Source organism: Novosphingobium bradum (genome assembly GCF_042646485.1).
Taxonomy (GTDB): domain Bacteria; phylum Pseudomonadota; class Alphaproteobacteria; order Sphingomonadales; family Sphingomonadaceae; genus Novosphingobium; species Novosphingobium bradum.
In genome coordinates, this window is sequence record NZ_JBHRTQ010000009.1 from 103,584 (window position 1) to 123,838 (window position 20,255).

Genomic DNA, 20,255 nt, shown 5'->3' on the forward strand with positions numbered 1-20,255 from the left:
GAGTCTCCGAGAATGTCCACCAAGGCCGTCACCGACGCCAGCTTCGATGCCGAAGTCCTCCAGTCCGGCAAGCCCGTCCTCGTCGATTTCTGGGCGGACTGGTGCGGGCCGTGCAAGATGATCGGGCCGAGCCTTGAGGAAATCTCCGAGGAACTGGCCGACAAGGTGGAGATCGCCAAGGTCGACATCATGGAGAACACCGAAACCGCCAGCCGCTTCGGCGTCCAGTCGATCCCGCTGCTGATCCTGTTCAAGGACGGCCAGCCGGTCGCCCAGAAGCTGGGCGCCGCGCCCAAGAGCCAGCTCAAGGCCTGGATCGAGGGCGCGCTGTAAGGCGCACGAACAAGCGTCGTCCCGGATCGGGTCCGGGACGACGCTATCCGGCGAAATCAGATCCCGGCCATGCGTTCGGCCAGCTCGTCCCACAGTGCCGGGCTGGCCGCCGCCAGCAGGCCGGGCGCCAGGTGTTCGTCCACCCGGTAGAGCGAACCGTCGGGCCGGGCCGCCTTGCCGCCGGCCTCGTTGCAGAACAATACGCCGGCCGCGTGGTCCCAGGCATAGGTGCGCTCGAAGATCGAGACGTCGTTCTCGCCCAGCACGATGCGGGGATACTGCTCGGCCGCGCAGCGCGGGATATCGGCCAGGGTATAGTGCGGGGCGATATGGGTTTTCAGCGCCTCGCGCCGCACCGGATCGGCGAACAGCAGCGAGATCGCGGCCACCGGCGGCTCGATCCCCGTAGTCCGCGCGCGCACCGGCTCGCCGTTCACGAAAGCACCCTGGCCGGCGAGCGCATGGCAGAATCGCCCGCTCAGCACATCCAGGATCCACCCGCCGGTCGCCACGCCGTTTTCCGCCAGGGCCACCAGCACGCCGAACGGCGGCTTGCCGTGGGCGAAATTGTGGGTGCCATCCACGGGATCGATGATCCAGCACAGCGGATCGGACAGGCGATCGAGCAGGCTTGCATCGAAATGCACCGCTTCCTCGCCGACGATGCTGGCATCCGCCAGCAGCCGCGCCAGCCCTTCGGCCAGGATTTCCTCGGCCTCGCGGTCGGCCACGGTCACGAAATCGTCGGCCGCCTTTTCGCTGATCTCGTGGGCGGCAAGCTGCTGGAAGCGTGGCAGGATCGCCCGCTCGGCGGCCTCGCGCATCACCGCTTCCACGGCGCGGCTCAGGCTGTCCATCGCGCTCAGCTCCGGTAGTCGGCGTTGATCGAGATGTAGCCGTGGGTGAGATCGCAGGTCCACACCTTGGCGCGGCCCTCGCCGAGGCCGAGATCGACCTCGATCGACACTTCGCGGCCCTTGAGGTGGGCGGCGACCGGCGCTTCGTCGTAGTCGGCCAGTGGCTGGCCGTCCTTCGCCGCCCAGGTACCGCCAAAGCCGATGGAGAGCCGGTCGCGGTCAGCCGGTTCGCCCGCCTTGCCGACCGCCATGACCACGCGGCCCCAGTTGGCGTCCTCGCCGGCGATGGCGGTTTTCACCAGCGGCGAATTGGCGATGGCCATGCCGACCTTTCGCGCGCTCTCGTCATCCACCGCGCCGCTCACCGCGATCTGGATGAATTTCTGGGCGCCTTCGCCATCCTTGACCACCAGATGCGCCATTTGCCGGCAGACGTCGTCCAGCGCGGCGGCAAAGGCATCGGCCCCCGGGCAGCCGGAGCAGTTGATCGGCTGGTTGCCCGCCTTGCCGGTGGCGAAGGCGAGCACCGTGTCGCTGGTGGAGGTATCGCTGTCCACGGTGATGCAGGAAAAGGTCTTGCGGTTGGCGGCCGAAAGCAGCTCCTGCAGATAGCCAGGCGCGATCGCGCAGTCGGTGAAGATGTAGCCGAGCATGGTCGCCATGTCGGGGGCGATCATGCCCGACCCCTTGATGATCGCGGCGAGGGTGATCGTGCGCCCATCGACCACGGCCGTGGCCAGGGCGCCCTTGGGGAAGGTGTCGGTGGTGCCGATCGTGCGCGCGGCTTCCTCCCACGAACAGGGCGCGGCCACCAGGGCGGCTTCCACGCCGGCGCGGGCCTTGTCCTTGGGCAGCGGCACCCCGATAACCCCGGTGGAGGAGACGAAGACCTCGTCCATCGTGCAGTCGAGATGATCGGCCACCTGTTCCATGATCTGCTCGACCGCCTCGCGCCCGCGATAGCCGGTGAAGGCGTTGGAATTTCCGGCATTGACCACCAGCGCCCGCGCGCGGCCCTGCTTGACCGCCTCGCGTCCGATCTCCACCTCGGAGGAGCAGCACACATTGCGGGTGAACACCCCGGCCACGGCCGTGCCCTCGGCCAGTTCGACATAGGTCAGGTCGCAGCGCCCCCAGTCCTTGTAGCCGGCGCGCGCGACATGGGGTGTCACCCCGGCGATGGCCGGCAGGGCAGGGAAGGGCGAGGCGAGCGGGGAGACGGCGTCGGACATGGAGGCCGGATTAGCCCCCCGGCCGGGCAGGTCAAGCCGCAGCAGCCGCGCCCTTCACCGCCAGGGGCTTGCCCTTGAACGAGACCAGCCGGTGGAACACCCAGGCCACCGCACAGGACGCGGCGATCGCCAGGGTCAGGAACGGCAGGCCATGCCCCAGGGTGGAGACGGCAACCAGAACGGTCAGGTGCACGCAGTAGAGCGGGAGCGAGAAGGCGCCCAGCCAGTCCAGCCGGGGCGCGAGCCAGGCCGGAATGCGGGCCATGGCCACCAGCCACATGGCGAGCGGCAGGAAGGCCATCACGAAGACCAGGTCGCCATGGGCATTGCGTAGCGGCAGGTAGGGCACTGCCATCACGCCCGCCACGGGCAGGGCCAGCGCCACGAACCAGGGCAGGGCCGGGGTCCGCGCCCCGCCCTTGTAGAGCCGGCCCAGCCAGACGCCGAGCACGTAGGAAAAGCCCACGCGCGGGATCGGCATCCACCAGGTTTTCCAGGTCAGCGCGCTTACCCCCATGGTATCGCCGCCATGGCGCCGCACGGTGTGGATCAGGGCCGCGCCCATCAGCGCGGCCAGCAGCAGCAGCCAGCGCGTGGGCACCCGGCGCAGCAGCAGGGCATGGACGAAATTGGCGACCAGTTCCCAGAACAGGGTCCACTGCGGGCCATTGAGCCGGTAGAACGGCCCGGCGCCCGACAGCACCGGGATCATCGCCAGATCGAGCAGGAGAACCCAGGCCGTATCCAGCACCGGGCGTCCGCCACCCACCACCGCCCAGACCGCCGCCACGCCCGCGCCTACCGCGACCAGCGGCCACAACCGCAGGAACCGCGCCCAGGCGAAGGCGAGGGCGCCAACTCCGGCATTGAGTTTCTTCTCGGTCGACACCGCGAGCACGAAACCGCTCAAGAGGAAGAACAGGTCAACCAGCAGGTAGCCGCGCACGAAGGGGCCGTGGGTGCGGAAGACCAGCGCGCTGTGATAGAGCATGATCACCAGGGCGGCGAACCCGCGCAGCCCATCGAGCTGCGAAAGACGGCCCGGATGCGCGGCGTCGGCGCCGGTTGCGGATGCCTGCGCCCCGATTGCGGATGCTTGCGTCAATGTCCAACCCCTCCCTAGCCCCAACCGCCATAGCCGAGGCGCGCGTCCGCGCAAATTGCGCTGGAGCAAGGCTTGCGGGATAAAATCGCGCGGAACGCCTGTCCCACTGGACGAGCGACTCAGCCCGGCCTATCTGGCGGGCATGGCAAAGCGCCTTCTGCTTACCCTTCTGGCCCTGCTGGGCCTGGCCGCACAGGTTGCCCCCGTGCAGGCGCGGGTCTGTGCGGGCGTTGCCTCGGCGGTGGTTCTCGCCGCGCCGGAGGATGGCGGTGCCGTCGCTCTTGCCGGAAGCCCGGCCCGTCCGGCTGCCCACGCGCCGGCCCGCCTGGTCCGGCCCGTCCGGCCGCTGATCAAGACTGCGCCAGGCCGTGCCCCGGTCCTCGTCGGGATCGATCGCGCGCGCGAATAGGCGCGGCCTGGCGGCGGGCCACGCCCCGCGCCTGCTCCCATTCCAATTGCCGCGCCACGGCTGCGGCGGCCCCATCTCACAGACAGGATTTGCCCATGCTCGGCGCACTCGCCAAGGCCGTTTTCGGCTCCTCCAATGATCGCTACGTCAAGAAGCTCGAAAAGGTTGTCGCCCGGATCAACGCCTTCGAGCCGGTGCTCGAAGCCCTGTCCGACGAGGAACTGCAGGGCCAGACCGCCAAGTTCCGCCTGGCCCTGGAACAGGGCGCCACGCTTGACGACATCCTGCCCGAAGCCTTCGCCACCGTGCGCGAAGCCTCCAGGCGCGTGTTCGGGATGCGCCACTTCGACGTGCAGATGATCGGCGGCATCGTCCTCCATCGCGGCGAGATCGCCGAAATGCGGACCGGCGAGGGCAAGACCCTGGTCGCCACCACCGCCACCTACCTCAACGCGCTGGAAGGCAAGGGCGTCCACGTCGTCACCGTGAACGACTATCTCGCCAAGCGCGACGCGGAATGGATGGGCCAGCTCCACCGCTTTCTCGGCCTCACCGTGGGCGTGATCGTGCCCAATCTCAATGAGGCGGAGCGGCGCGCGGCCTACGAGGCCGACATCACCTATGCCACCAACAACGAGCTCGGCTTCGATTACCTGCGCGACAACATGAAGCACGAGCGCAGCCAGATGGTGCAGCGCCCCTTCAACTACGCCATCGTCGACGAGGTGGATTCGATCCTGATCGACGAGGCCCGCACCCCGCTGATCATCTCCGGGCCGACCGACGACAAGTCGGACCTCTACATCTCGGTCGATGCCGTGGTGAAGCGCCTGCCGGCAGATCTCTACGAGGCCGATGAAAAGTCGAAGAACGTCTCGCTCACCGAGGATGGCGTCGAATGGGCCGAGCGCGCGCTGGAGGAGGCCGGGCTGCTCGAAGGCTCGAACCTCTACGACGTCGAAAACACCCAGGTCGTCCACCATCTCGACCAGGCCCTCAAGGCCAATGTCATGTTCAAGCGCGACATCGACTATGTCGTGAAGGACGGCAAGGTCATCATCATCGATGAATTCACCGGCCGCATGATGGATGGCCGGCGCTGGTCCAATGGCCTGCACCAGGCGGTGGAAGCCAAGGAGGGCGTCCAGATCGAGCCCGAGAACCAGACCATGGCCTCGATCACCTTCCAGAACTACTTCCGGATGTATCCCAAGCTTTCGGGGATGACCGGCACGGCCGCCACCGAAGCGCCGGAATTCTTCGACATCTACAAGATGAACGTGGTGACCATCCCCACCAACGTGCCGGTCCAGCGGATCGACGAGGAAGACGAGTTCTACAAGAACACCGCCGACAAGTTCGCCGCCATCGCCCGCCTGATCCGCCAGCGCCAGGAGATCGGCCAGCCGGTCCTGGTCGGGACGGTGTCGATCGAGAAGTCGGAACTGCTCTCGGAATACCTCAACCGCGAAGGGGTGAAGCACGCCGTGCTCAACGCCCGCTTCCACGAGATGGAAGCCCGCATCGTCGCCCAGGCCGGCAGTCTCGGCGCGGTGACCGTCGCCACCAACATGGCCGGGCGCGGCACCGACATCCAGCTGGGCGGCAATGCCGAATTCCGGGTGGAGGACGAGCTGAAGGACCTGCCCGAAGGGCCGGACCGCGAAGCCGCGATCGCCCGGATCAAGATGGAAGTGGCCGAGCAGAAGGATCTGGTCCTTGCTGCCGGCGGCCTCTGCGTGATCGGCACTGAGCGCCACGAAAGCCGCCGCATCGATAACCAGCTGCGCGGCCGTTCGGGCCGCCAGGGCGATCCGGGGATGAGCAAGTTCTACCTCTGCCTGGAGGATGACCTGCTGCGGATCTTCGGGCCGGACACCCTGTTCAGCCGGATGATGAATTCCAACCTGGCCGATGGCGAGGCGATCGGCTCCAAGTGGCTGTCGAAGGCGATCGAGACCGCGCAGAAGAAGGTCGAGGCGCGCAACTACGATATCCGCAAGCAGGTCGTCGAATACGACGACGTGATGAACGATCAGCGCAAGGTCATCTACGAGCAGCGCGCCGACATCATGGATGCCGAAGCGGTTGATGAAGTCGTCCACGATATGCGCCAGGACACGGTCAACACCGTCGTCGGCGATGCCTGCCCGCCGGGATCCTATCCGGAGCAGTGGGACACCGCCGGCCTGGTCGCCCGCGCCCGCGAGGTGCTGGGAGTCGAGATTCCGCTCCAGGAATGGCTGGACGAAGACGGCGTCGATCCCGAACAGATCGAGGAGCGCCTCGCCGCGCTGGCCGATGCCCACATGGCCGCGCGCACGGCCGATCAGCCGGAAGTCTGGCGTACACTGGAAAAGTCGATCCTGCTCGAACGCCTCGATCACTACTGGAAGGAGCACCTCGCCACGCTCGACGCGCTGCGCCAGGTCGTGTTCCTGCGCGCCTATGCCCAGAAACAGCCGATCAACGAATACAAGCAGGAAGCCTTCGGGCTGTTCGAGAAGATGCTGGAAACGATCCGCGAGGACGTTACCCGCATTCTCGCCACGGCCGAATTCCGCTTCCAGCAGCCGCAGGACATGGCCCTGCCGGAACTGCCCGCCTTCCTTTCCGGCCACATCGATCCGCTCACCGGGCTCGATGATGCCGGCGGGGCGTCGTCGCCCTCGGTCGAGGCGATGCTGTCGGGGCTCGGCTCGGCCGTTCCGGCCGCGGGCGACAATCCCTATGCCGACCTTGGCCTGTCGCGCAATGCGCCGTGCCCGTGCGGCTCGGGCTCCAAGTACAAGCACTGCCACGGCGCCGTGGCCTGAGCGGGGAAGGCTGAGCGGACCGGACGGGCGCGCGGCCGGTCCGGTCCGGCGCACGGCCGGCGGGGGGCTGGCTATTCCATCATCTTGAGGATGGCCCAGCCCAGCGCCGTGCCGATGATCAGCAGCGTCCACGAGCCATAGATCTGGGTGCTCGCCACGGTGAAGTGCTGGATGTTGAGCAGCCCGCCGGGCGATCCCCTGGTGCCGACGAAGGTCGAGACCAGCCAGGACAGCATCATGCCGGGCAGCAAGGCCTTGGTGAGCGGAATCATCGCGCGCCCCGCGTGGCTGGTTCCCCCCGCATGGCGGGCGTGCCCCGCGTGCCTGGCTGAGCGTGAATCCCCCGCAAGGCAGGGGGTCGGAGCAGCAAACCCATTGTCATCTCCGCCGGTCCCGATGGTGTGACGGGAATGGCGGAACAGGATGAAGCATGGGTTCAGCAACAAGCCCAACAAGCGTGGTTCCCGGCCTGGAAACCACGCTTGACGGCTGGTGCAACGGCGCCAATCGGCGCCCGAGGGCGCGCTACAGGATGATGTCGGCCGCGCTGATCGAGCCGAAGGCCACGTTGTTGAGCTGGATCTCGAAATCGTTCGAGCCGTTGTGGTCGAAGTCGATCGCCAGGACCGTGCTGTGTCCGTTGGCGATCGAATAGAAGTGGATGTCCTCGGCGGCGATGTGGAAGCCGGCGAGGTGGATATGGTCCACGCCCGCCTGGAAATCGGAAATGAAGTCGCGGTTGGCCACGCCCGCGCCGCTTTCGCCGCGGGCATACCAGTAGAACTCGTCAGCCCCGGCCCCGCCGGTCAGCGCGTCCTTGCCGGCATCGCCGGTGATGAAGTCGATCCCGTCACCGCCGGCGATCACATCGTCGCCGGCACCGCCGGCCAGGGCGTCGTTGCCGGTCCCGCCCGAGAGGATGTCGTTGCCGTCGCCGCCATAGAGGACGTCGTTGCCGGCCTCGCCGTAGAGCTGGTCGTTGCCCGCGCCGCCCGACAGCAGGTCGTTGCCGAAATGGCCGTAGATCGTGTCGTTCCCGGCGTCGCCGAACAGCTGGTCGTCGCCGCGCCAGCCCTGGACATAGTCGTTCCCGGCGCCGCCGAAGACACTGTCGTTGCCATCGCCGGCGTCGATCGTGTCATCGCCCGCCTTGGCGAAGATCGCATCGTCCAGCGTGGTGCCGGTCAACAGGTCGGCGTTGAGGGTGCCGTAGATGATGCTGCTTGCAGCCATGGGTTCGCTCCGCTGTCAACCGGCCCACCGGGCGGGGCCGTCTCGAATGTTCGCGGGTCATGGTTGCCGGCTGGCGGCGAAGCTATCCGGTCAAGCCCGTAGCTGGCTTGGCGGAGTTGGCGGAATCTCCTGAAATCAGCACTTTGGCAGGGGTTTGCAGGGCGGGTTTTCTAGCTCCGAAACGGACCTATCGCCCGGCGGAAAGCCACTCAGCGGGCGCGGGCCGGCAGGACCAGGGTGGCACGCAGGCCCGGCCCGGCATCGGCCAGGTCAAGGTGGCCGCCATGCAGGCGCGCCACCGCGTCGACCAGCGCCAGGCCCAGGCCCGAACCGGCCTCGCTGCGCGCCGCATCCAGCCGGACGAACCGCCGCCGCGCCTCGTCGCGCAGGTCTGCCGGGATGCCCGGACCGTCGTCGGCCACCGCCAGCGCCACGCCTTCGCCCGCCCGCGCGCCGCTCAGCACGATGCGGCGCCCGCCCACCGCATGGCGCAGAGCGTTCTCGACCAGGTTGGCCAGGGCCTGGCCGACCAGTTCGCGGTGCAGGCTGGCGTGGAGATCGGCCGGCACCTCGACCGCCAGGGCAAAGCCGCTGTCCTCGGCCACCGGGCCATAGAGGTCGGCGATGTCGCCCAGCAGGTCGGCGATGGCGACGTCGGCCAGTTGCTCGGTGCCGATCCCGGCCTCGGCGCGGCTGATCTGGAGCGCGGTGGAGAGGATCCGCAACAGCGCGCCCAGTTCGGCCTGGGCATCGCCGATGGCGGCGAGCGCGGTCCCGCCGGCGCCCCCGTCGCCCACGGCCGCGCTGGCCTGTTCCAGCCGCGATTGCACGCGGGTGAGGGGCGAGCGCAGGTCGTGGGCGAGGCTGTCGGTGACCAGCCGCAATTCGCTGACCAGGGTCTCCACCCGGTCCAGCATGGCGTTCACCTGGCGGGCCAGTTCGTCGAAGGCATCGCCGCTGCCATCGCGCGGCACCCGTCGGGTGAGGTCGCCCCCGGCCACGGCGACGGTGGTCCCGCTGATCGCGCCCAGCCGCCGGCTCAGCACGCGCCCGAGCAGCATCGCCGAGGCCAGCGCGATCGGCACGGCCAGGAACAGCGCGGCCAGCATCGCGCCTTCCACCGACCGGCGCAGCCGCAGGCCGTCGTCAAGCACCCAGCCGGTCAGCAGGCGCTCGCCGCCGGCGAGGCGCGTGGTGCTCAGCCCGATCCGCTCGGGGTGGGGGGCATCCTTGCGATAGAGGTCGATTTCCTGCCACGAGACGCCCACCGGCATGATCCCCGGCCAGGCCCGCAGGTTGCCGGCGATCGGCGTGCCGTCGGCGGCGGTCAGCAGCACCGCGCCGTTCGACCAGCCGCCGGTGCCGACCCGCGCCTCGATCGCGGTGGCCAGCCGGGCCGGGCCGTCCTGGACGTAGATCTCGCTCAGCGTGTCGCGCAGCTCGGCCACATAGGTCCGCTGCTCGCGGTGCAATTGCTGGTCGGCGGCCCACTGGACATAGCCGAGCAGGACGATCGTCAGCAGCAGTTGCAGCAGGAAGATCAGCGTGACCAGTTGCGAGGTGGCCGAACCGAACCCGGCGAAAAGCCGGCGCTTCACGCCGCGCCCCACGCCGCTTTCCGATGCGCTCTGGGGGCCGCCGGTCAAGCCGGTGGTCCCAGGCGGTAGCCGGCCCCCCGCACGGTGTGGAGCAGTTGCCGGGCATGGCCGTCGTCGATCTTGCGGCGCAGGCGGCTGATGTGGACGTCGATCACGTTGGTGCCGGGATCGAAATGATAGTCCCACACGTGCTCCAGCAGCATGGTGCGGGTCACCACCTGGTCGGCATGACGCATCAGGTGTTCGAGCAGGCGGAACTCGCGCGGCTGGAGATCGATCGGCTTGCCCGCCCGCTTTACCTTGCGCGAGAGCAGGTCCATCTCCAGGTCCTCGCAGGAGAGGCGGGTCTCCACCGCCGGGCTGGCGCCGCCGCGCCGCATCAGGATCTGGAGGCGGGCGAGCAGTTCGGCGAAAGCGAAGGGCTTGACCAGATAGTCGTCCGAGCCGGCGGTCAGCCCGGCGACCCGCTCGTCGGCCGAACCCAGGGCGGAGAGGATCAGCACCGGCGTGGCGATGTCCGCCGCGCGCAGGGCGCCCAGAACGGCCATGCCGTCCATCTGCGGGAGCATCCGGTCGAGCACGATGGCGTCATAGCTGCCGTCGGTCGCCAGGAACAGGCCGTCGCGGCCATTGGCGGCGCGATCCACCACCATGCCGTGCTCGGTCAGCCCCTTGGCGATGTAGCTGGCCGTCGCGTCGTCGTCCTCGACGACCAGAACCCGTTGAACCAAGTGTCAATGCTCCCGTCTGCGAAGGGTAACATCGTGATGCCGGGCCGCATGGACAAGCCCCACGCGCACCGCGCCGTGAGGATCGTATCTGAGCGCGAGGGCGGCATCCTGCAAGCGGCGAATCGGCCGGCCGTCGAGTGTTTCCACCACGTCGCCGGGGGCCAGGCCCGCGCGCTGGGCGCTGCTGCCGTCGCGCACGCTGGTGACGACCAGGTGGCCGGCGGTTTCCTCGGCGGTGAAACCGGGCAACATAGTGCGCGGCGGGCGCAACCGGGGCGGGCCGTGCAGCATGATCGCCACGCTGCCGATGACGCCGCCAGCGGCCAGCGCGGCCAGCAGGCTGCGTGACAGGCTCCTGGGCAGGTGCCTGGGCAGCCTCCCGGGCCGGGTGACCTTGGCGCTCACCCCGTGCACGGGCCGGCCGCCATACGGGACGGATAGCCGATCATGACCGCCCGACATCAGCCCATAACCGCGCGCCGGTCACGTTAAGCTTTGGTCATGCGCCCGTCACACAGGACCTTGACCGGCGAGGGGCGTGGGGGGCATCAGGCGGCCCGGAGAGCCGGCCTTGCGCCCCATCCGCCGCCCCGTCAGGCCGGCTGCGGGGCCATGCCGAACCGGGGCTGCGCCTCGCCTTCGCCCAGCGACAGGCGCCGGATCTGGCCGGCGATCGGGGTCGCGGCGGGCCGCGTCTCGATCTGGCGGGTGCGGAAGCTGCTGACCAGGTCGGCGAGGCGCTCGGCCTCGGTCTGGAGGCAGCGGGTCGAAGCCGTGGTCTGTTCGGCCATGGCCGCGTTCTGCTGGATGGTATCGCTGATCTGGGCGAACTGGTTGACGATCCGCTCCAGCATCTGCCCGGTCTCGCGCACGTGGCTCACCCCGATGCCCACCTGGCCCGAACTGCGCTCGATCAGCCCCTTGATCTGGCTGGCCGCTTCCGACGTGCGCTGGGCCAGCCCGCGCACCTCGTTGGCCACCACCGCGAAGCCCTTGCCGGCATCGCCCGCGCGCGCCGCCTCGACCCCGGCGTTGAGCGCCAGGAGGCTGGTCTGGAAGGCGATCCCGTCGATCACCCCGGTGATCTGGGCGATGTCGGTGGCGGTCTGCTCCAGCTCGCCCATCGCCTCGACCGCCTTGCTCACCACCTGACCGCCGCGCATCACGTCGCCGTGAACCGCGTTGACCCCGCTGGCCTGGTGCTCGTTGCGAAGCGCCAGGTCATCGGAGGCATCGCGGATTTCGGTCACCGCGGTGATCACGCTGATCGAGCCGACCCGCGCGGCCGAGATCGTGTCGGCCAGTTCGCGCACGGCCGTGTTGTAGTTGTGGCGCAATTCGTCATAGGCCGGGGCAAACGGGGTCTCGATGCGATATTCCAGATCCTTGCGCGCCAGATGCTGCAAGCCGGTGGAAAGCTGGGCGACCACCGCCTGCTGGTCCTGCTCGGCCGCGCGCCGGGCCAGCGCCGTCTCGCGGAAGATCTTCGCCGCGCTGCCGATTTCGGCCAGCTCGCGGTCGTGGCCTAGGTCGGGCACGGCCGTGGCATAGTCGCCGCCGGCCATGCGCCGCATGGCCTCGCTCACCCGGCCCAGCGGCCCGATGACCCGGCGGCGCACCATCACCGCCGAGACCACCAGCACCGCGGCCACGGCCAGCGCGGCCAGGCCGTGGACCAGCAGGGCGAGCGCAGTCTGGCTGTCGATCGCGTGCTGGAGCGTGTCAATCTCGGTGCGAATGGCCGTGCCCAGGTTCTCCTGGATCTGTTCGAAGGCATCGAAGCTGCGGGTGAAGGCGGCCAGCTCGCGCGGAGCCTCGCCATGGGCGGCAAGGGCGGTGGCGGCCTGGCCGGCCTGGGCGGCATAGTCCTTGCGGGCCACGGCCGCGCGATCGACCTCGGCCTGGAGCGCTGGCGCCTGAAGCGCGAGAGTGGGCCGATGCCGCTCGATCGCCGCGAAGGTCTGGTCCAGCGCGGCGAGATCCCTGGTCAGATGGGTCCGCTCCTGTTCGACCAGGCCGCGGTCGCCCAGCCGCGCCGCATCGCGCAGGCGGAACAGGTCCGCCTGGACCGCGTCGTGCTTCATGTCGCCATACATCTGGCGGTTCTGCACGTCGAACAGGGTGCGTTCCTCGCTGGTCGTGGCGTCCAGCCGGAACTTCAGCGCGGTCGAGATCGAGAATTGCGCCACGCTGACACCCGCGAGGGCGACCAGGCAGACGACAAGGCGCTGCTTGATGGAGGTGATCTTCATGCTTGCGTTCCTGAAGCGTTGGGAAGAATTCAGAATTCCGACCAGTCATTCATGTTGACGGCGGCATGGGCGAGGGGGCGCGGCAGCGCCTGGCGCGGGCCGGGGCCGGATCGGGGACTTGCGCCGGTGCCAGGCGTGGATGTGCCGGACGAGTGCGTGCCGGCGATGGTGGTGGCCGGCGGGCGCGATGCGGCTGCCTCGGGCCGAGCGGCGGGCCGATCCGCATCGCCCCGGGCAGAGCCGGCGGTCTGGAACTGCGACACCATCCGGTCGAGCACGTCGGCCTGTTCGACCAGGCTGCGGGTGGCCGCATTGGTCTGTTCCGAGAGGGCGGCATTGGCCTGGATCATGCGGTTGGATTCCTCGATCCGCCCGGCGATCGAATTGAGCAGGTCGCCCATGGTGTGAACCCGGTTGGCGCCTTGCGAGATCCGCTCGGCGTTGAGCGTCGAGAGGCTCTTGATCTGCTGCGCGGTTTCCGCCGCGCGCTGCGACAGCGCCCGCACCTCGCTGGCAACCACGGCAAAGCCGCGCCCGGCATCCCCGGCACGCGCCGCTTCCACCCCGGCGTTGAGCGCCAGCAGGCTGGTCTGGAAGGAAATGCTGTCGATCGCGTCGCTGAACGCGCTGACCTTGGCCGAGGCCTCGGAGATCGCGGCCATCGCCGCGGCCGCCTGGCCGGCCACCTCGCCGCCGGCCACCGCGTCGCGGGTGATCTCGTCGATCGAGGCGGCCTGGTGCTCGCTGCGAACCGAAAGATCATCGGAGGCGGCGCGAATCTCGCTCGAACAGATCCGCACCGAATGCGAGGTCTCGGCCAGGTTGCCGAGCAATTGCCCGACCGTGTCGCGCATCGCGTCGAAATCGCGCTTCAGTTCGGCATAGTCGGCCGGGAGGTCCTCGATCTCGACCGCGAAATTGCCGGCCGACAATTCCTTCATCGCCTGGCACAGCTTGCGGACAACCGCGTCCTTCTTCTCCGCCTCGGCGCGGAAATAGCCGCCCAGCGCGATGGTCATGTCGAGCAGGGCATGGCGCACGAAGCTGCGGACCGTGGCCGAAAGCCGCGAACCGCTGAGCCGCCTCAGCGGGTTTCGCAGCAACCGGGAAAGCAGCCGGTCCATGACCGTGGCATAGCCGCCGACATACCAGTGCGGGTCCAGCCCGATCCGGGCGTGGGTCGTGCCGATCCGCTCGGCCGCGGCGTGGTATTCGGCCGATGGGCCATCCTCGAACAGGCGCAGCCAGTGGCGGAACTGCAAGCCCTTGGCCTGGTCCATCGCATCGGTGCTCGGGAAGAAGGCGGCGGTCCGGGGGGTGGCGGCGATGCGGTCGTAAAGCGCGCCCAGCGCCGCGTGCCCATGATTCCTGATCAAATCGGCCACCCGCGCTCGGGCATCGGCTTCCGCCGGGTGGACATCGAAGTAATCGATCAATTCCGGAACGCTGATGTCAGGCATACGACGGGCCTTGTCTACGCAATGGGATGCGTGAGACTGTAAAGGCCAAGGCAAGAATTTATGGACACCGCCGGATAGGTGCCTCTCCCTATCCGCCCGACAAGAAGAGCGTCCCGCAGACGCACGCGCAAACACCGGCCCACCCCGCCGGAGAGCGGGGGCCAGTGATCAGGCTGTCGGAGAAGGAAAATGTGGCTCCCTGAGTTGGATTCGAACCAACGGCCGCTCGATTAACAGTCGAGTGCTCTACCGCTGAGCTATCAGGGAGCAGCCCCGTCTCCGGGGCAGGGGTGCGCCTATAACAGCGCCGATCGGCAATGCAACCCCATCCAGCACGAAATCCGCGTGGTCTTCGGCTCGTCCGGGATCAGGCCTGGAACTGTTCCGCGAAGATGCGTTCCTCCAGCGTCTTGCCCGGATCGAACAGCAGGGTCAGCCGGTGGTCGCGCGCTGCGGTGATGTGGACTTCGGCCACGTCGCGCACTTCCTTCTGGTCGGCCACGGCGGCCACCTGGCGCTTTTCCGGCTCGAGCACCCGGAACGAAACCTTGGCGCTTTCGGGGAGAATCGCCCCGCGCCAGCGCCGCGGGCGGAACGGGCTGATCGGGGTGAGCGCCAGCATCCGGCAGCCCAGCGGGAGGATCGGACCATTGGCCGAAAGGTTGTAGGCGGTCGATCCGGCGGGGGTGGCCACCAGCACCCCGTCGCAGGCCAGTTCCGGCATCCGCACCTTGCCGTTCACCGCCACTTCCAGCTTGGCGGTCTGCCGGGTTTCGCGCAGCAGGGAGACTTCGTTGATCGCATAGAATCGGTGATGCACCCCGTCGCGGCCCACCGCGTCCATGGCCAGCGGGGAAACCTCCACCTCGCGGGCGCGGTGCACCCGTTCCGCGATTGGGCGCGAGCTGGCATTGCGGTTGAGCATGAAGCCCACCGTGCCCAGGTTGATCCCGTAGCACGGCTTGACCGCATTGCTGTCGATCATCCGGTGGAGCACGTGGAGCAGGTAGCCGTCGCCGCCCAGCACCACGCAGGCGTCGGCCTCGGCAAAGGGCGCCCAGTCATGGGCCTGGCGCAGCGCCTCGGCGCCGGCCTGGGCCTTCAGGCTGTCCGATACCAGCAGGGCGATCTTGCCGCGGTCCTTCTTCATCGCCCCATTCATCCTTGCCTGTGCCGGCGAGTGATATGGAGCGCGGCGCCATTTGGCAACCGAAGCGGCCCCACGCGCGGTTTGCCCCTGATTTCGCGCGGAAGCTTGAGACTTTGGCAACCGGTCCGGGCTAAGGCAGGACGATGCCGCGAACCCGCACCGACCACCCCGCCGACGAGCGCGACGCCCTGACCGGGCTGCCGGGCCTGGCCGAGGCGCGCCGCCGGCTCGATGCCTGGCCCGGCCAGACCCCGGCTCACGGCCTGCTCCTGTCGCTGCCGCGCCTGCCGGCGATCAACCTGGCCCACGGCACCAAGGCCGGCGATGCCCTGCTGGCGGAAACCGCGCAGCGCCTCGCCCATTTCGCCGCCGCCGAGTTCGAGGGGCCGTGGTTCGCGGCCCGCGCGGGCGGCTCGACCTTCCTCCTCCTGGCCGGCGAACCGCTCAGCCGCGAGCGTTGGGAAATGCTGGCCCATGGCCTCGCCGAACGGATCGGCGGGCCGCTGCCCGGCGCCTCGGCCGCGGTGCGCGCCGGCCCACGCATTGCCCTGGTCCGCGCCCTGCCGGGCGAGCAGGCCGATTCGCTGATCGACCGCCTCGTCCAGGCGCTCGGCCTGCTCGACAAGCGCGCCGGCCGCGCCCTGGTCTGGGCCGACGGGACCAGCGTGCGGACCGGCATCGCCGGCCCCGCGCTCGAGGTGGAACTGGCAGGCGCGGTCGAGCGCGGCGAGATCGAGGTCCTGTTCCAGCCGCAATACGCGCTGGTCCAGGGGGGCGCCCAAACCTCAGCCCTGACCGGTGCCGAGGCGCTCGCTCGCTGGAACCACCCGCGGCTCGGCCGGATCGGCGCCGCGGCCCTGTTCGCCCTGGCGGAGCGGGCCGATCTCGTCCTGCCGCTCTCGGCCGCCATCGCCCGCGCCGCGCTGGCCGAGGCCGCCGCCTGGCCGGCATCCCTGCGGCTTTCGCTCAACGTCACTTCCAGCGATATCGCTGCCCCGGCCTGGCCCGAACGCCTGCTCGCGCAGGTGGCCGCCAGCCGCTTCCCGCCTGATCGGCTGACGCTTGAAGTCACCGAGGAAGCGCTGATCGCCGATGTCGCCGCGGCCGCCGGAACGCTCGGCCGGCTCGCCGCCACCGGCATCCGCCTCGCGCTCGACGATTTCGGCGCCGGCTTCTGCAACTTCCGCTACCTCAAGCTCCTCCCGCTCCACTACCTCAAGCTCGACCGTTCGCTGATGGACGGCGTGGCCGAGGATGGGCGCGATCGCGCGGTCCTGCGCGGCCTTGTCGCGATGGCCCGCGCGCTGGACCTGGAGGTGGTGGCCGAAGGGATCGAGGACGCGGCCCAGGAACAGGTCGCGGCCGCCGAAGGCTGCGCCACGATGCAGGGCTTCCTGCGCGGACGGCCGATGAGCGCCGAGGCGTTCCTGGCGCTGGCCAAGCACTGATTTTACGCGCGGCGAATATCCCGCGCGGAAGGAAGACCCCGAATTAGCGAGCCGGCACGCCAACTGCACGGGTTGGTTTGACCGACCGGATCGAGTAATGAATCTCGCCCTTCTTATCGTCAGTATAGAAGTTTAGTGATCCCCGCCTGGGCATTGCGGAGCTGCTTATTCCATATTGTAGTCCGGTGATCTTTTTCCATGTATTATGTTTTATATCACGGACATAGCGGTCCATTATTATCTCAACTTCATGCCTATTGAAATCAAGTAGTTCCCTGGACTTCACCCAGTTTCCAACGTAAATTATATTGTTGGTGATGTGGACATTGCTCATGGATAGGACAAGTTTCGGTGCAGACACGCCAAATCCTTCACACTTCCCGTTCGTAATACCACGGTAACTGCAATAGGTTGATGTTTCAACCCTGCTCAGGATCGAGCACTATGCCCGAACCCCACAAGAAAAACCCCGCCACGATTGCTCGCGGCGGGGCCAGGTAGACCGGGAGCCGAAGCCCCCGCTCAGGAATTTGTCCTGATCAGTGGGCCGCGAGAGCCGCGAGCAGCAGCAGCGCCACGATGTTGGTGATCTTGATCATCGGGTTGACGGCCGGGCCGGCGGTATCCTTGTAGGGATCGCCCACCGTGTCGCCGGTCACCGCGGCCTTGTGGGCATCGCTGCCCTTGCCGCCGTGGTGGCCGTCCTCGATGTACTTCTTGGCATTGTCCCATGCGCCGCCGCCCGAGGTCATCGAGATGGCGACGAACAGCCCGCCCACGATCACGCCCAGCAGCAGGGCGCCCAGGGCGGCAAAGCCGTTGGCCTGGCCGGCCACGGCCGTGATCACGTAGTAGACCACGATCGGCGCCAGCACCGGCAGCAGCGAAGGCACGATCATTTCCTTGATCGCCGCCTTGGTGACGAGGTCCACCGTGCGGGCATAGTCGGGCTTGGACGTGCCGGCCATGATCCCCGGATTGTCGCGGAACTGGTCGCGCACGTCGATCACCACGTCGCCCGCCGCGCGGCCGACGGCGGTCATGCCCATCGAGCCGAACAGGTAGGGGAGCAGCGCGCCGAGCAGCAGGCCCACGATCACGTAGGGGTTCTCGAGGCTGAAATCGACCGTGATGTCCTTGAAGAACTCGCGCAGGTCGGCGGTGTAGGCGGCGAACAGCACCAGGGCTGCAAGCCCCGCCGAACCGATCGCATAGCCCTTGGTGACCGCCTTGGTGGTGTTGCCCACCGCGTCGAGCGCATCGGTCTTCTCGCGCACGCTGTCGTCCAGCCCGGCCATTTCGGCAATGCCGCCGGCATTGTCGGTGACAGGACCGTAAGCATCCAGTGCGACGACCATGCCGGCCAGCGCCAGCATCGCGGTGGCCGCATAGGCGATGCCCATCAGGCCGGCGAGCTTGAAGGCCACGATGATGCCGGTCACGATCACCAGCGTGGGGAGCGCGGTCGATTCCATCGAGATGGCGAGGCCCTGGATCACGTTGGTGCCGTGGCCCGTTTCCGAAGCCTTGGCGATCGACTTCACCGGGCGGAAGTTGGTGCCGGTGTAGTACTCGGTGATCCAGATGATCAGGCCGGTGATGACCAGCCCCAGCAGCGAGCAGTAGAACAGCACGCGGCCGCTATAGGCCTCGGCGCCGATCGGGGCTTCCATGTCGCCCTTCAGCGCATAGGAGATCGCCCACCAGATCGCCGGGATCGAAAGCACGGCCGTCACCAGGAAGCCCTTGTACATGGCCCCCATGATGTTCTTCCCGCCACCCAGCTTCACGAAGTAGGTGCCGATGATCGAGGTGACGATGCACACGCCGCCGATCAGCAGCGGCAGGGCCATCAGGTCCATGAGGTTGCTGGCGCCCTTCAGCATCAGCGCGGTCAGCACCATGGTGGCGCCCACGGTGACGACGTAGGTCTCGAACAGGTCGGCGGCCATGCCGGCGCAGTCGCCCACATTGTCGCCCACGTTGTCGGCGATCACGGCCGGGTTGCGCGGATCATCCTCGGGGATGCCGGCTTCCACCTTGCCCACAAGGTCAGCGCCGACGTCGGCGGCCTTGGTGAAGATGCCGCCGCCAAGCCGGGCGAAGATCGAGATCAGCGAAGCGCCGAAGGCCAGCGCGGTCAGCGCCTGGACCACGGTGCGATCCTCGCCGCCCACGGTGTAGTGGGCCACATCGATCAGGTACCAGTAGAACACCGCGATGGCGAGCAGCGCGAGGCCGGCCACCAGCATCCCGGTGATCGCGCCGGCGCGGAAGGCCAGGGTCAGCCCCTGCTGCAGCCCGCTCTGCGCCGCCGCCGCCGTCCGCACGTTCGAGCGCACCGAGACGTTCATCCCGATGAAGCCCGCCGCGCCCGAAAGCACCGCGCCGATCACGAAACCGGCGGCGGAAATGCCGCCCAGGGTGAAGAAGATGATGGCCGCGACGACGACGCCGACGATACCGATCGTGGAATACTGGCGCTTCAGGTAGGCTTGGGCGCCTTCCTGGATAGCGGCGGCGATTTCCTGCATACGCGCGGAACCGGCATCGGCTCCAAGTACCTGTCGACTGGTGACGAAGCCGTACACGACGGCCAGCAGCCCCAGGACAATAGCGATCGTGACAAGATTCACGATGTGCCCTCCCGTTGTGGATCCTACTCTCGAAAGCGCCCCGCTATCGGCACAGGGTCGCCCGGGGCATGGGCTATGGAGGAATTGTCTCAGGCGCAACCGTTAATCGGCTGGCAATGTTGTCAACGGTGCTCGAATCCGAGATTTTCCCCCGATTCGACCAGTTCGCCATCGATCCGCAGGCATCCGGCCGGCCCCGCCAGCACCTCGCCCACGCGGGTGGCCGGAACCGGCGGCGTGGCGCCGGCGGGCAGGGCGAACAGCAATTCATAGTCGTCGCCCCAGCGCAAGGCCTCGGCCCGCCGCGATTCGGGGCAGGCGAGGGGCACCGCCGCGCTGTCCACCGCCAGGCAGGCGCCGCTGGCCCGCGCCATGCGCCAGGCGTCGATCAGCACCCCGTCCGAAACGTCCATCATCGCGGTGACGTGCGGCGCAAGGGCGATCCCCTCGGCCAGCCGCGCCCGCGGGCGGCGATAGGCCAGGCTGTCGCCGGAGCCGCGCCGCAGCGCCTCCAGCCCCACCATCGCCGCGCCCACCGCCCCGGTCAGCCACAGCCCGTCGCCCGCCCGGGCGCCGCCGCGCGAAGGCACCGGCCGGCAGGTCGCCCGCCCGATCGCGGTCAGCCCGAAGTGCCGCGGACCGGGGGCGCCGACCGTATCGCCCCCCAGCAAGGCCGCGCCATAATGCGCCAGCGCCTCGCCCAGGCCCGCCACGAATCGCGCGTCGCCGTCGCCAAGCTGGTAGCCCAGCAGCGCGCCGATCGGCTCCGCGCCCTTGGCCGCCAGATCGGAAATATTGGTCGCCACCAGCTTCCAGGCCACGTCCGCCGGATCCTGCTGGCCAAGGAAATGCACGCCCTCCACCATGGCGTCGTGCGTCAGCACCAGCGCCTCGCCGCCGATCTCCAGCACCGCGCAATCATCATCCAGATGGCGCGCGGCGGGATGGGCAGCCAGCCCACGCAGGGCCGCAATGAACGAAAGCTCCGAACTCAC

The 20,255-nt window shown here is 68.4% G+C and carries 17 protein-coding genes and 1 tRNA gene; 4 read left to right on the plus strand and 14 right to left on the minus strand.

The annotated features are described in order from the left end of the window. Positions 1–12: 12 nt before the first annotated feature. On the plus strand, positions 13–333 hold the full coding sequence (gene trxA / locus ACFOD9_RS10770; RefSeq protein WP_379510121.1) for a thioredoxin: 321 nt from the start codon (positions 13–15) through the stop codon (positions 331–333). A gap of 56 nt (positions 334–389) precedes the next feature. Here the strand turns inward: trxA and ACFOD9_RS10775 are convergent, their stop codons facing one another. The 3 genes from ACFOD9_RS10775 to ACFOD9_RS10785 are packed head-to-tail and all read right to left on the minus strand — an operon-like array spanning position 390 to position 3,527. After that, positions 390–1,190 carry an inositol monophosphatase family protein gene (locus ACFOD9_RS10775; RefSeq protein WP_379510122.1) on the minus strand — a complete coding sequence of 267 codons (801 nt, stop codon included), beginning with the start codon at positions 1,188–1,190 and terminating at the stop codon, positions 390–392. 5 nt (positions 1,191–1,195) lie between these two features. Beyond that, positions 1,196–2,422 carry a bifunctional glutamate N-acetyltransferase/amino-acid acetyltransferase ArgJ gene (gene argJ, locus ACFOD9_RS10780; RefSeq protein WP_379510123.1) on the minus strand — a complete coding sequence of 409 codons (1,227 nt, stop codon included), beginning with the start codon at positions 2,420–2,422 and terminating at the stop codon, positions 1,196–1,198. Between the two features lie 31 nt (positions 2,423–2,453). Continuing rightward, positions 2,454–3,527 (minus strand): acyltransferase family protein, encoded by a 1,074-nt coding sequence (locus ACFOD9_RS10785; RefSeq protein WP_379510124.1) that lies wholly within the window; start codon positions 3,525–3,527, stop codon positions 2,454–2,456. 142 nt (positions 3,528–3,669) lie between these two features. On the opposite strand from ACFOD9_RS10785, the gene ACFOD9_RS10790 reads away from it, so the two are divergent. Next, the gene (locus tag ACFOD9_RS10790) at positions 3,670–3,936 is read left to right on the plus strand and encodes a hypothetical protein (RefSeq protein ID WP_379510125.1); all 267 of its coding nucleotides are present in this window, start codon (positions 3,670–3,672) and stop codon (positions 3,934–3,936) included. A gap of 95 nt (positions 3,937–4,031) precedes the next feature. Then, entirely contained in the window at positions 4,032–6,752 is a 2,721-nt protein-coding gene (gene secA, locus ACFOD9_RS10795) for a preprotein translocase subunit SecA (RefSeq protein ID WP_379510126.1), read from the plus strand. 71 nt (positions 6,753–6,823) lie between these two features. Here secA and ACFOD9_RS10800 read toward each other — a convergent pair whose 3' ends face one another. The 9 genes from ACFOD9_RS10800 to ACFOD9_RS10840 form a co-directional block, all read right to left on the minus strand. Further along, positions 6,824–7,024 carry a hypothetical protein gene (locus ACFOD9_RS10800; RefSeq protein WP_379510127.1) on the minus strand — a complete coding sequence of 67 codons (201 nt, stop codon included), beginning with the start codon at positions 7,022–7,024 and terminating at the stop codon, positions 6,824–6,826. Positions 7,025–7,277: 253 nt separating this feature from the next. Further along, complete coding sequence (locus ACFOD9_RS10805; RefSeq protein ID WP_379510128.1) at positions 7,278–7,985, minus strand: calcium-binding protein; 708 nt, start codon at positions 7,983–7,985, stop codon at positions 7,278–7,280. Between the two features lie 209 nt (positions 7,986–8,194). Beyond that, on the minus strand, positions 8,195–9,631 hold the full coding sequence (locus ACFOD9_RS10810) for a sensor histidine kinase (RefSeq protein ID WP_379510129.1): 1,437 nt from the start codon (positions 9,629–9,631) through the stop codon (positions 8,195–8,197). Then, on the minus strand, positions 9,628–10,314 hold the full coding sequence (locus ACFOD9_RS10815) for a winged helix-turn-helix domain-containing protein (protein WP_379510130.1): 687 nt from the start codon (positions 10,312–10,314) through the stop codon (positions 9,628–9,630). The genes ACFOD9_RS10810 and ACFOD9_RS10815 overlap by 4 nt, the downstream gene beginning before the upstream one ends. 3 nt (positions 10,315–10,317) lie before the next feature. Continuing rightward, complete coding sequence (locus ACFOD9_RS10820) at positions 10,318–10,719, minus strand: PDZ domain-containing protein (protein WP_379510131.1); 402 nt, start codon at positions 10,717–10,719, stop codon at positions 10,318–10,320. A gap of 188 nt (positions 10,720–10,907) precedes the next feature. Then, on the minus strand, positions 10,908–12,566 hold the full coding sequence (locus tag ACFOD9_RS10825) for a methyl-accepting chemotaxis protein (RefSeq protein ID WP_379510132.1): 1,659 nt from the start codon (positions 12,564–12,566) through the stop codon (positions 10,908–10,910). 29 nt (positions 12,567–12,595) lie between these two features. Continuing rightward, the gene (locus tag ACFOD9_RS10830) at positions 12,596–14,026 is read right to left on the minus strand and encodes a methyl-accepting chemotaxis protein (RefSeq protein ID WP_379510133.1); all 1,431 of its coding nucleotides are present in this window, start codon (positions 14,024–14,026) and stop codon (positions 12,596–12,598) included. Between the two features lie 192 nt (positions 14,027–14,218). Continuing rightward, positions 14,219–14,293: transfer RNA gene (locus ACFOD9_RS10835), tRNA-Asn, on the minus strand. 100 nt (positions 14,294–14,393) lie between these two features. After that, complete coding sequence (locus ACFOD9_RS10840; RefSeq protein ID WP_379510134.1) at positions 14,394–15,176, minus strand: NAD kinase; 783 nt, start codon at positions 15,174–15,176, stop codon at positions 14,394–14,396. Between the two features lie 143 nt (positions 15,177–15,319). Between ACFOD9_RS10840 and ACFOD9_RS10845 the strand changes: the two genes are divergently transcribed. Next, positions 15,320–16,624 (plus strand): bifunctional diguanylate cyclase/phosphodiesterase, encoded by a 1,305-nt coding sequence (locus ACFOD9_RS10845; protein ID WP_379510135.1) that lies wholly within the window; start codon positions 15,320–15,322, stop codon positions 16,622–16,624. Between the two features lie 539 nt (positions 16,625–17,163). Here ACFOD9_RS10845 and ACFOD9_RS10850 read toward each other — a convergent pair. Then, positions 17,164–19,260, minus strand: coding sequence for a sodium-translocating pyrophosphatase (locus tag ACFOD9_RS10850; protein WP_379510136.1), 2,097 nt, complete (start codon positions 19,258–19,260; stop codon positions 17,164–17,166). A gap of 122 nt (positions 19,261–19,382) precedes the next feature. Further along, positions 19,383–20,255, minus strand: a complete 873-nt coding sequence (gene thiL, locus ACFOD9_RS10855) for a thiamine-phosphate kinase (RefSeq protein ID WP_379510137.1) — start codon at positions 20,253–20,255, stop codon at positions 19,383–19,385.

What these genes read in the sequence shown, in the direction of transcription:
- trxA (WP_379510121.1), top strand. Translation starts at nt 13, where the DNA reads ATGTCCACCAAGGCCGTCACCGACGCCAGCTTCGATGCCGAAGTCCTC.
- ACFOD9_RS10775 (WP_379510122.1), bottom strand. Translation starts at nt 1,190, where the DNA reads ATGGACAGCCTGAGCCGCGCCGTGGAAGCGGTGATGCGCGAGGCCGCC.
- argJ (WP_379510123.1), bottom strand. Translation starts at nt 2,422, where the DNA reads ATGTCCGACGCCGTCTCCCCGCTCGCCTCGCCCTTCCCTGCCCTGCCG.
- ACFOD9_RS10790 (WP_379510125.1), top strand. Translation starts at nt 3,670, where the DNA reads ATGGCAAAGCGCCTTCTGCTTACCCTTCTGGCCCTGCTGGGCCTGGCC.
- secA (WP_379510126.1), top strand. Translation starts at nt 4,032, where the DNA reads ATGCTCGGCGCACTCGCCAAGGCCGTTTTCGGCTCCTCCAATGATCGC.
- ACFOD9_RS10800 (WP_379510127.1), bottom strand. Translation starts at nt 7,024, where the DNA reads ATGATTCCGCTCACCAAGGCCTTGCTGCCCGGCATGATGCTGTCCTGG.
- ACFOD9_RS10805 (WP_379510128.1), bottom strand. Translation starts at nt 7,985, where the DNA reads ATGGCTGCAAGCAGCATCATCTACGGCACCCTCAACGCCGACCTGTTG.
- ACFOD9_RS10825 (WP_379510132.1), bottom strand. Translation starts at nt 12,566, where the DNA reads ATGAAGATCACCTCCATCAAGCAGCGCCTTGTCGTCTGCCTGGTCGCC.
- ACFOD9_RS10830 (WP_379510133.1), bottom strand. Translation starts at nt 14,026, where the DNA reads ATGCCTGACATCAGCGTTCCGGAATTGATCGATTACTTCGATGTCCAC.
- ACFOD9_RS10840 (WP_379510134.1), bottom strand. Translation starts at nt 15,176, where the DNA reads ATGAAGAAGGACCGCGGCAAGATCGCCCTGCTGGTATCGGACAGCCTG.
- ACFOD9_RS10845 (WP_379510135.1), top strand. Translation starts at nt 15,320, where the DNA reads ATGCCGCGAACCCGCACCGACCACCCCGCCGACGAGCGCGACGCCCTG.